Here is a 9995-nt window from a genome sequence, read left to right as displayed (position 1 = left end):
GACCTTGCCAAGGTCGGGGTCGCGAGTTCGAGTCTCGTTTCCCGCTCCAAATTCACAAAAACGCCGCTCAGTGATGAGCGGCGTTTTTGTTTGTGCGTTTTTTGTCAGGCAAAAGAAAAGGACCTCGCGGTCCTTTTTTGTGGGCCCGCCAATCTGGCGGGCCCGATACGCAATCAGAGCTTCGGTAATTGCCCGATACGTCCCATCATTTCGGTGACGATCTGCAGGTCCAGCAAGAACTGGTCAACGGTCTTGAACTCGCCATCGGTGTGGCCGGTGTACTTGACCTCCGGTCGCGCCAGACCGAATTGAACGCCGTTCGGCAGTTCATGCACCGAGGTGGCGCCGGCCGACGTACCGAATTCGTGTTTCATGCCCAGGTTTTCGGTGGCCACGGCCAGCAGCGCCTTGACCCACTCACCTTCCGGGTTGCGGTACATCGGTTCGGCGATCGAGTAGTCGAAGTTGACCGCGACATGGTTCTTCTTGCTCCAGGCTGCCAGTTTGTCGGCGATTTCGCTCTTGAGCACTTCCGGCGACTTGCCCTTCGGTACGCGCAAGTTGACCGCGAGTTTGAAGGTTTTGTCGTCCATGCCGACGTAGGTCAGGGACGTGGTCAGCGGGCCCATGAAGTCATCGGCGAATCCGACGCCCAGCTTGCCGCCCTTGTAATCCAGCCCCCAGTTGTCGGCGGCGTAGTGCGCAGCGTCGGTAATGTGGTTGTGCTTGAAGGCAATCTTGCCGTCCACGCTGTGGATGAAGTCGAGCATGCGGGCGACCGGGTTGACGCCGGATTCTGGCTCGGACGAGTGCGCGGAAACACCGGTGACGCTGAGTTTGACGTCTTTGCCATCGACCTTGGCGTTCACTTCGAAATCGCCGCCATTGCGCTTGGCGTATTCGGTGCCGGCCTTTTGCAGGCTGGCCGCCAGGTCGGCGGGTTTGTCGGTCACCAGCGTGACGACCGAAACCGAAGGGATCTGGTTGGTCGCCAGACCGCCAGTCATCGAGGTGATTTCCGCGCCTTTGCCCTCGGCTTTGCGCTTGGCGAACTTGGCCATGACGGTGCCGTAACCTTTTTCGGCGATCACTACGGGGTAGCCGCCGTCCAGTGCCAGGTTGTACTCGGGCGTCGGGTTGCGTTCGAAGTAGTAGGGAATCGCGTCACCGGTGGTTTCTTCGGTGGTGTCCACCAGCAGTTTGAAATTGCGCGCCAGTGGCAGCTTCTCTTCCTTGATCACCTTCATGGCATACAGCGTCACGACGATGCCGTTTTTATCGTCTTCTGTGCCACGGCCGTACATGCGGTCGCCGATCAGCGTGACCTTGAACGGGTCGAGTTTGGTGCCGTCCTTCAGCACCCAATTCTCCGGCGTTACCGGCACCACGTCGGCGTGAGCATGAATGCCGACGACGTCTTTGCCGCTGCCGTCGAGGGAAATTTCGTAAACGCGGTTGTCGATGTTGCGATACTTCAAGCCGAAAGACTCGGCCAGCTCCTTGATCTTGCCGGCGATCTTGATGAATTCGGGGTTGTCGTGCTGATCGACACCGTCCTTGCGGAAGGTCGGGATTTCCACCAGTTCACGCAGGGTTTCCAGGGCGGCTTTGCCGTACTTCACGCGTGTATAGAGGCCGAGCAGGCGATGGATTTCGTTCTGCTGTTCGGCGGTCAGCGTCTTGTTGTCGAGGAAAGCGCTGATGGCTGGGCGCAGATCGTCGGTCTTGCTCAGGTCGTTCTTGGCCAGATCACCGAGAAACGCTCTGAAGTCACTGACCTTTGCCTCATTGAATGTCTTTAGGATGGTCGCGCTCTGCTGCTCGGTAAGGTTCGCGTGGGCTGGCAGTGTCACGGACGAAAGGCTGGCCAGGATCAGCGTCGACGCGGCCAGTTGCTTGAGTGAAAAGTCCATTGCTATGGGCATTCCTTTGCAGGCAGTGAGTAGGAAGTGTCTGATCGATGCGTCAGACGGTTTCGCAAACTAACACCACCCACAAGTGATAGGGGAGCCCCCGAAGTGGGATGCGTCGCACAGAAATGCAAAAGCGGCGCAGAATCGAAAAAAGCCCGTCCGTTCTGTCTGGATCGGGCTTCTCCGATCAATGCCCTTACATCGACAGCACCAGACGCCCGGCAAACAGGATCAGAATCACCCCCATGCTGCGCTCGAACCAGTGGCCCATGCGCATGAACAGCACGCGCACTTTGCTGCTGGAAAAGAACAGCGCGACGATCACGAACCACAACGCATTCACCCCGCACATCCACAACCCGTACAGCGCCTGGATCTGCAGTGGTGTGCTGGCGCTGATGATTGTGGTGAAGATTGCCAGGAAAAACAGCGTGGCCTTGGGGTTGGTGGCGTTGGTCAGGAAGCCGGTGGAGAACGCCTTGAACAGCGATTGCTCGACCAGTGGTTCGTCGCTGGTCTTTTCGCCTTCCAGTGCCGTCTTGGGTTTGCTGCGGATCAGGCTGACGCCCAGGTAAAGGATGTAAGCGCCGCCGACCACTTTGGCGACAGTCAGCAGCCAGGGGGTGGTGTGCATCAAGGCTCCAACGCCCAACAGGGTGTACAGCACGTGCACGGAAATTCCCGCGCCGATGCCCAGTGCCGTGCAGATGCCGACCAAGCGGCCGAAGCGCACACTCTGGCGTATGGTCACGGCGAAGTCCGGTCCGGGAGCGACCACGGCCAGAAAGTGGATGGTGGCCAGCGCCAGAAACTCGCCCAGGTAATTCGATGTCATTTCAGCTCCAGAAAGTCAGGGGTGAAGCATTGCCGCGATAGCCGACAAAAAACGAAAGGCTCAAGCGCGGATCGGCCACGCCCGGTGTGACCGAGTGCATGCGACGCGAATTGAACATGATGAAATCCCCCGGTTCGGGGCGTACTTCGAGGGCCGGCGGGCCGAGCAGCGCCGGGTCGATGCCGTAGCTGTCGCCGCGCATCTCGTCGAAGCGGTCCGGCGAGATGTCGTCTTCCCACATCTGCAACGCGCCGCCCTCGGTCGGCATGTTGAGGTAGACGTTGCAGGCGAACTGCGCCTCCAGACTGCGGGCCTGAAAACTCTCCGGGGCATCCTTGGCGAAGATGTCGTGGTGGGCCAGGAAGCACACGCCCGGTTTCACCACCCGGGACAACCCGACGTACATCTTGCGACCATAGAGGTTTTCCAGGTGGGCGCCCGCCGGCCAGGATTCGTCGAGCATGCAGCGCAGGGTGTCGACCGGCGACGAGTAGGGCGCGCAGCGGTTGCGCAGTTCGGCGATATTGCTGGTGGCGCGCTCGAAGTAGTCTTCGATCAGCAGCGGCTGGTTTTCCGCCTCGTAGAACGCCATGCCGATGCGACCTATGCTGGGCGCGTTGATGTAGCCCTCGAAGCCGGGCGCGAGGATCTTGTCGCCAATCCGGATCGCCTGCGCCTGGGGCAGAAAGCCTTTGACGCGGATGGCGAGGACTTCTTCGTTGGCCAGTTTTTTTATGCACGTCTCATCGAGACGCTCGACGTCAAGCATCATGGTGTCAGGTCCATCTATCGAATAGTCAACGGAACCGGCGAATGCGGTTCCCCCGGCGTCGGACGCTGCATCTGGCAGCGTCCGAAATCCTCAATCCACGCTGTAGTGGACGGACAGCGTGCCTTTCTTCTGCGAAAGGGACGCGATCGTGACTGTGCCCAGATCCTTCAGGCTGCGTACATGGGTGCCACCGCAGCCATAGGCTGGCAGTTCACCGAAACCGATTTCCCGCGCGCCTTCGCGCAGTGACGTCAGGCGTGGCAGATCGTGTTCGATCCACTGCCCGATGCCGTATTGAACGATTTGAGCATCGACTTCCTGGGCCGAATCCCCAGGTTTGAACTGCACCCGGCCCTCGTCCGGCCAGTGGTGGGCCTTGATCGGCATCCAGCCCATGGCCTGGACAAAGTGGCCGATCAAATGCCCGGCAGAGTGCATGCGGGTGTGGAAGCGGCGGCGTTCTTCGTCGACACGAATCTGGGTCATGCCCAGCGGCACCGGTTGATCAACAAAATGAATGATCCGGTCCGGTTCCTGGACGACCCGCAGCACCTGGCTGTCACCAATCCAGCCGGTGTCACAGGGTTGGCCACCGCCCTGAGGATGAAAAAGCGTGGCGCGCAACACAACGGCAAATTCGTTCTCGTGGGGCGTGCAGTCCAGGACTTCCACATTGGCCTTGAGGTCATCACTATGGAAAAAGAGGCGAAGCGTCATATTCCATGCCCTTATTAAAGTTTCTTTTTTAATTATATGAATCGTGCAATAACGTGATAATCCGTTCAAACATCAAAGGACTGTTGCGCTGTGAGCATAAATCTTCCACTGCCGCTGCTCGGTGAAATGGCGATTTTCGTCAAGGTCGTCGAGACCGGCAGCTTCTCCGAAGCCGCTCGTCAATTGGGATCATCGCCGTCGGCAGTCAGCCGCAGCATTTCCCGGCTGGAGAGGGCGCTGGCCACGCGGCTGCTACAACGCACCACGCGCAAACTGCGCTTGAGCGATGGCGGGGAAGAGGTGTTCAAGCGCTGCCAGGAAATGGTCAGCGCAGCCAAGTCGGTGATGGAGATCAGCGGCCAGTTCACCCACGAAGCCGAGGGGCTGGTGCGGGTCAGCGTGCCGAAAGCGGTGGGGCGTTTCGTGATTCACCCGCACATGCCGGAGTTTCTGCGGCGCTACCCGAAGGTCGATGTGGAGTTGTTGCTGGAAGACCGTCAGGTCGATCTGATCGACGACCATGTCGACCTTGCCATTCGCATCACGGATCGGCCACCGCCCGGACTGGTGGGACGACAACTGCTGACCATCGACCATTTGCTCTGCGCGACGCCGCAATACCTGGCTGAGCACGGGACGCCGACTCATCCCCACGACTTGCTCAACCACAGTTGCATTTACCTGGGCGAAACCCCGAGTGATGCGCGCTGGAAATTCAAGAAAGGCACGAAAGCCGTCACCGTCGGCGTGCGCGGCCGGTATGCGGCCAATCACACCGGCGTGCGTCTCGGCGCCGTGTTGCAGCACATTGGCATTGGCAGCCTGCCGTATTTCACCGCCCGTTATGCTCTGGAGCAGGGGTTGATCGTGCAGGTGCTGCCGGAATGGACATTCCTGGCCTCGTACCACGGCGGACTGTGGTTGCTGCACTCGCCGACGCGCTATCTGCCGCCGAAGCTGCGGGTGTTCATCGACTATCTGGTGGAGTGCCTGGAGAAAGAGCCGACCCTGAGCAAACCGGGAAAGTCTGGCGGTGTAAAACCGTTGGCCGAGTACGAACTGCCTGAGAGTGAAGGGCTGCTTTGATTCCATAAAAAAGGCCCGCATGGATCACCGTGCGGGCCTTTTTTATCGGGCGAAAATCAGTGCTTGCTGTCCTGGGCGGACATCGCCAGCAGCTGTTTTTCCTGGTTCCAGTCGAACGGCTCGTCGTTCTGTTCGGCTTCGTAGCGGCGTTCTTCCAGCGCCTGATACATGTCGATTTCTTCGTCGGACAGGTAGTGCAGGCAGTCGCCGGCGAAGAACCACAGCAGATCCCGCGGGATCAGGTGGGCAATTTGCGGGTAACGGGTAATCACTTGAGTCAGGATGTCCTGGCCCAGGTATTGGCTTTCGATCGGCTCGATCGGCAGTGACGCCAGCAGTTCGTCGAAACGCTCCAGGAACAGGGCATGGCTTTCTTCGGGAACCTGATCGGCCTCACCTACGGCGACCAGGATACTGCGCAGATGGTCGAGCAAAACCAGATGATCGGCAACGACGTTGGACACGAGATTAAGTCCTCAAGAGCAAAACGGGCGCGGGAGTATAAAGCCCCTGCGCCCGTTTTTCACTGATTGAAGGGATCAGCGGATTTTGCCTTCCGCGGGTTTGAGTTGCTCCTTGTCGAAATCATCGACATCGATCACCTTGCGCCGCGCCGCTTCGGCATCACGCAGGGTCTGGGCTTCCACGGCCTGCAACACCCCGGCCTCCAGTGCCGCATCGATGGCGTGCTCGCCGGCAACCGGTTTGACCTGACCGCTCTTGAGCGACGTGTGCAGTTTCTTGTGCAGCGGTTGTGCTGCACTCAGCTGATCACAGGCATGTTGCAGCGCACCGACCGCATCATCTGCCGATTGCGGGCGATAGCAGCCGGCAAGCAGTTCTTCCAGCGCCGGATCGCCCTTGGCCCGGCCGATGACTGCAGCCACCTCGGCACCGAGTTTGTCCGAAGGCCCTTTGTGACGGCGGCCGAACGGGAACACGATCACGCGCAACAGGCAGCCGAAGACCCGGTTCGGGAAGTTGGTCAGCAGTTCATCCAGCGCTTTTTCCGACTGGCCGAGGCTTTCTTCCATGGCCCATCGTAACAGCGGTTCCATGTACGCCGGGGAGTCGAGGTCGTGGTAACGCTTGAGCGCCGCCGAGGCCAGATACAGATTGCTCAGCACATCACCCAGACGCGCCGAAAGTCGCTCGCGGCGTTTCAGTTCGCCGCCCAGCAGCATCATGCTCAGGTCGGCGAGCATGGCAAACGCGGCAGCCTGACGGTTGAGGGCGCGGAAATAACCCTGGCTGAGCTTGTCTCCTGGTGCATGTTCGAAATGGCCAAAACCAAGGTTCAGCACCAGCGTGCTGGCAGCGTTGCTCACGGCAAATCCGATGTGCTTGAGCAGCAGACCATCGAATTCCTTGAGTGCCTGATCCTTGTCCTCGCGACCGGCGAGGGCCATTTCCTTGAGGACGAACGGATGGCAGCGGATCGCACCCTGGCCGAAGATCATCAGGTTGCGCGAAAGAATGTTCGCACCTTCCACGGTGATGAAGATCGGCGCACCGTTCCAGCTGCGACCCAGATAGTTTTTCGGGCCCATGATGATCGCCTTGCCGCCGTGCACATCCATGGCGTGGCTGATGCACTCGCGACCGCGTTCGGTGAGGTGATACTTGAGGATCGCCGACAGTACCGAAGGTTTCTCGCCCAGATCCACCGCATTGGCGGTCAGCATACGCGCGGCGTCCATCATCCAGGCGTTGCCGCCGATCCGCGCCATGGCTTCCTGAATGCCTTCGAAGGCAGACAGCGGCACGTTGAACTGCTCGCGGATCTGCGCGTACTGCCCGGTCACCAGGCTGGTGAACTTTGCCGCGCCAGTGCCCACTGCCGGCAGCGAGATCGAACGCCCGACCGACAGGCAGTTCATCAGCATCATCCAGCCTTTGCCGAGCATGTCCTGGCCGCCGATGAGGTAGTCCAGCGGGATGAACACGTCCTTGCCGGAGTTCGGGCCGTTCATGAACGCCGCGCCCAGCGGCAGGTGGCGGCGACCGATTTCCACGCCGGGAGTATCGGTCGGGATCAGCGCGAGGCTGATGCCGAGGTCTTCCTTGTCGCCGAGCAGGTGATCCGGGTCATAGGCCTTGAAGGCAAGGCCAAGCAGGGTCGCGACCGGGCCGAGGGTGATGTAGCGTTTTTCCCAGTTCAGGCGCAGGCCGAGGGTTTCCTGGCCTTCCCATTCGCCCTTGCAGATGATCCCGGTGTCGGGCATGGCGCCGGCGTCGGAGCCGGCGAGCGGGCCGGTCAGCGCAAAACACGGAATGTCGTCGCCACGGGCCAGCCGTGGCAGGTAATGGTTGCGTTGTTCGTCGGTGCCGTAATGCAGCAGCAGTTCGGCCGGGCCCAGAGAGTTGGGCACCATCACGGTGGAAGCGAGGTCGCCACTGCGGGTCGCCAGTTTCATCGCCACCTGGGAGTGGGCGTAGGCGGAGAAACCCTTGCCACCGAACTCCTTGGGAATGATCAGGGCGAAGAAACCATGTTCTTTGATGTGGGTCCAGGCTTCGGGCGGCAGATCCATCGACTGGCCGATCTGCCAGTCGGTGACCATCGCGCAGAGCTCTTCGGTCGGGCCGTCGATGAACGCTTGTTCCTCGTCAGTCAGTTGCACTTTTGGATAAGACAGCAGTTTGTCCCAGTCCGGACGGCCGCTGAACAGTTCGCCGTCCCACCACACCGTGCCGGCGTCGATCGCGTCGCGTTCGGTCTGCGACATCGGTGGCAGGGTTTTCTGGAACCAGCTGAACAGCGGCGCGGTGAAGTGTTTGCGGCGCAGGTCAGGCAGCAGCAGCGGGGCGGCGACCAGAGCCAGCACCACCCAGAAAATCAGCAGCAACCAGCCCGGTGCGTGGCTGAAAATCCCCATCGCCAACAGGTAAGCGGCAACGATGCCCAGTGCCGGCAGCGGGGCGATGCGCCGATGGGCCAGATACGCCACGCCGACGATCAGAACCAGTATCCACAACAACAGCATATTTAATCCTCCGTGAACCAGGGCGACGAACCGACCCTCCAGAGCTTAGACGGCATCTGCAAAACGGGGCGGTCAGAGCAAGGTGATTGAAATCGTGGGAAACCCCGGATGTCTTTTGTAGGTTCGGTGGGCAACACGCGTGGGAAATCGTTCGCAGCTTCCGCGTCTTTGCGTGCATGTTTGGCCGAAACGTCGTTATCTCTGTGCTGAACCTCTCGCTAGACTCGGGGCTCAATCAGGAGAATGTCGTCATGCACGAGTATCTGAGCCCCGGCCGCTTCATCGATAGTGACCACCCCTCGGTGGTGGAGTTCGCCGAGCAGCACCGTGGTGCCAGTCGCGATCCGCTCGCGCAGGCGATCAGTCTTTATTACGCGGTGCGCGAGGCGGTGCGTTACAACATGTACACCTTCAGCCGCGACCCGCAGACCTTGCGCGGCAGCTACGCGCTGGCGGCGGGTGAAAGTTATTGCGTGCCCAAGGCCACGTTGCTCGCCGGTTGCGCGCGCCATTGCGGGATCCCCGCGCGCATCGGTCTGGCGGATGTGAAAAATCATCTGTCGACGCCGCGTCTGCTTGAACTGCTGAGAAGCGAAGTGTTCGCCATGCATGGTTATACCGAGCTGTTTCTCAATGATCGCTGGGTCAAAGCCACCCCCGCGTTCAACCAGAAGCTCTGCGAAATGTTCAACGTTGCGCCGCTGGAATTCGACGGCATGAACGACAGCGTTTTCCACCCGTACAACAGTGATGGCGCGCTGCTGATGGAGTACCTGGTCGATCACGGTCAGTTCGCCGATGTACCGGAATCTTTTTTCTTCGAACATCTGCAGAAATGTTATCCGCACCTGTTCAACGATCAGCAGACGCCCCTGTCCAGTGACCTGCGTGGTGATGTCGGCCGCTTCTGATCCGGCGTATGCTGCCTGCCCATTTACTGGAAAAGAGGCGGACATGCTGAAGATCTGGGGTCGCAAGAATTCGTCGAATGTCAGAAAACCGTTGTGGGCGGCCGAAGAGCTCGGGCTGGCCTACGAGGCCATCGATGCCGGTGGCGCGTTTGGTGTGGTCGACACGCCGGAGTACCGGGCAATGAACCCGAACGGGCGGGTGCCGGTGATTCAGGACGACGGTTTCGTGTTGTGGGAATCGAATGCCATCGTGCGTTACCTGCTGGCAAAACATGCGGCCGATACCTCGTGGTACCCGGCGGATCCGCAGACCCGCGCCACCGCCGACAAGTGGATGGACTGGACGACTTCCAGTTTCGCAGGGCCGTTTCGCACGGTGTTCTGGGGCGTTTTGCGTACCCCGGCAGACAAGCAGGACTGGCCGGCAATCCATGCGGCGATCAAGGAGTGCGATAGCTTGCTGGCGATGGCCGATCAGGCGCTGAAGCACCAGCCGTATCTGTCCGGGAGTGAAATCGGCATGGGCGATATCCCGCTCGGCAGTTTCATTTATGCCTGGTTCGAGATGCCGATCGAACGCGCGCCGCAGCCCAATCTCGAAGCCTGGTACGCGCGGTTGAAGCAGCGTCCGGCGTATCAGAAAGCCGTCATGACCGCGTTGACTTAATACCTACTATCGACACACTTGACTGTACTTGTGCGGCGACGGCAAGCACCATTGCGCTCGAGCGCTGCGGTTGTCTTCCTCGCCGCCGGCTTTTTATCAGTCCTTTT

9 protein-coding genes are annotated in these 9995 nt (G+C 60.0%); 3 read left to right on the top strand and 6 right to left on the bottom strand.

Annotated features, from left to right (window positions below; all coding sequences use genetic code 11):
• Positions 1-173: 173 nt before the first annotated feature.
• The 4 genes from QLG12_RS28680 to QLG12_RS28665 all read right to left on the bottom strand — a co-directional run bounded on the left by QLG12_RS28680 (position 174) and on the right by QLG12_RS28665 (position 4237).
• Complete coding sequence (locus QLG12_RS28680) at positions 174-1913, bottom strand: dipeptidase (RefSeq protein WP_197869197.1); 1740 nt, start codon at positions 1911-1913, stop codon at positions 174-176.
• Positions 1914-2109: 196 nt separating this feature from the next.
• Positions 2110-2748 (bottom strand): LysE family translocator, encoded by a 639-nt coding sequence (locus tag QLG12_RS28675; protein WP_064383517.1) that lies wholly within the window; start codon positions 2746-2748, stop codon positions 2110-2112.
• 1 nt (position 2749) lies between these two features.
• Entirely contained in the window at positions 2750-3520 is a 771-nt protein-coding gene (locus QLG12_RS28670) for a 2OG-Fe(II) oxygenase (protein WP_085683549.1), read from the bottom strand.
• A gap of 90 nt (positions 3521-3610) precedes the next feature.
• Positions 3611-4237: an alanyl-tRNA editing protein gene (locus tag QLG12_RS28665; protein WP_197869196.1), complete on the bottom strand. Its 627-nt coding sequence runs from the start codon at positions 4235-4237 to the stop codon at positions 3611-3613.
• A gap of 90 nt (positions 4238-4327) precedes the next feature.
• Between QLG12_RS28665 and QLG12_RS28660 the strand changes: the two genes are divergently transcribed.
• On the top strand, positions 4328-5323 hold the full coding sequence (locus QLG12_RS28660; RefSeq protein WP_282475624.1) for a LysR family transcriptional regulator: 996 nt from the start codon (positions 4328-4330) through the stop codon (positions 5321-5323).
• 56 nt (positions 5324-5379) lie between these two features.
• On the opposite strand, the gene QLG12_RS28655 is transcribed toward QLG12_RS28660, so the two are convergent.
• Both QLG12_RS28655 and QLG12_RS28650 read right to left on the bottom strand, forming a co-directional pair.
• Entirely contained in the window at positions 5380-5787 is a 408-nt protein-coding gene (locus tag QLG12_RS28655) for a PA2817 family protein (protein WP_007950758.1), read from the bottom strand.
• A 75-nt stretch (positions 5788-5862) separates the two neighbouring features.
• Positions 5863-8310, bottom strand: coding sequence for an acyl-CoA dehydrogenase (locus QLG12_RS28650; protein WP_197869194.1), 2448 nt, complete (start codon positions 8308-8310; stop codon positions 5863-5865).
• A gap of 251 nt (positions 8311-8561) precedes the next feature.
• Between QLG12_RS28650 and QLG12_RS28645 the strand changes: the two genes are divergently transcribed.
• Together QLG12_RS28645 and QLG12_RS28640 are read left to right on the top strand one after the other, a co-directional pair.
• On the top strand, positions 8562-9221 hold the full coding sequence (locus tag QLG12_RS28645; protein ID WP_282475623.1) for a transglutaminase family protein: 660 nt from the start codon (positions 8562-8564) through the stop codon (positions 9219-9221).
• A 43-nt stretch (positions 9222-9264) separates the two neighbouring features.
• Positions 9265-9888 carry a glutathione S-transferase gene (locus QLG12_RS28640; protein ID WP_041475399.1) on the top strand — a complete coding sequence of 208 codons (624 nt, stop codon included), beginning with the start codon at positions 9265-9267 and terminating at the stop codon, positions 9886-9888.
• Positions 9889-9995 lie beyond the last annotated feature (107 nt).

The organism is Pseudomonas sp. V88_4 (genome assembly GCF_029967985.1).
Lineage (GTDB): Bacteria > Pseudomonadota > Gammaproteobacteria > Pseudomonadales > Pseudomonadaceae > Aquipseudomonas > Aquipseudomonas glycinae.
The sequence above is the reverse complement of the archived record's forward strand: the minus strand, read 5'-3'. Positions and strand labels throughout refer to the sequence as shown.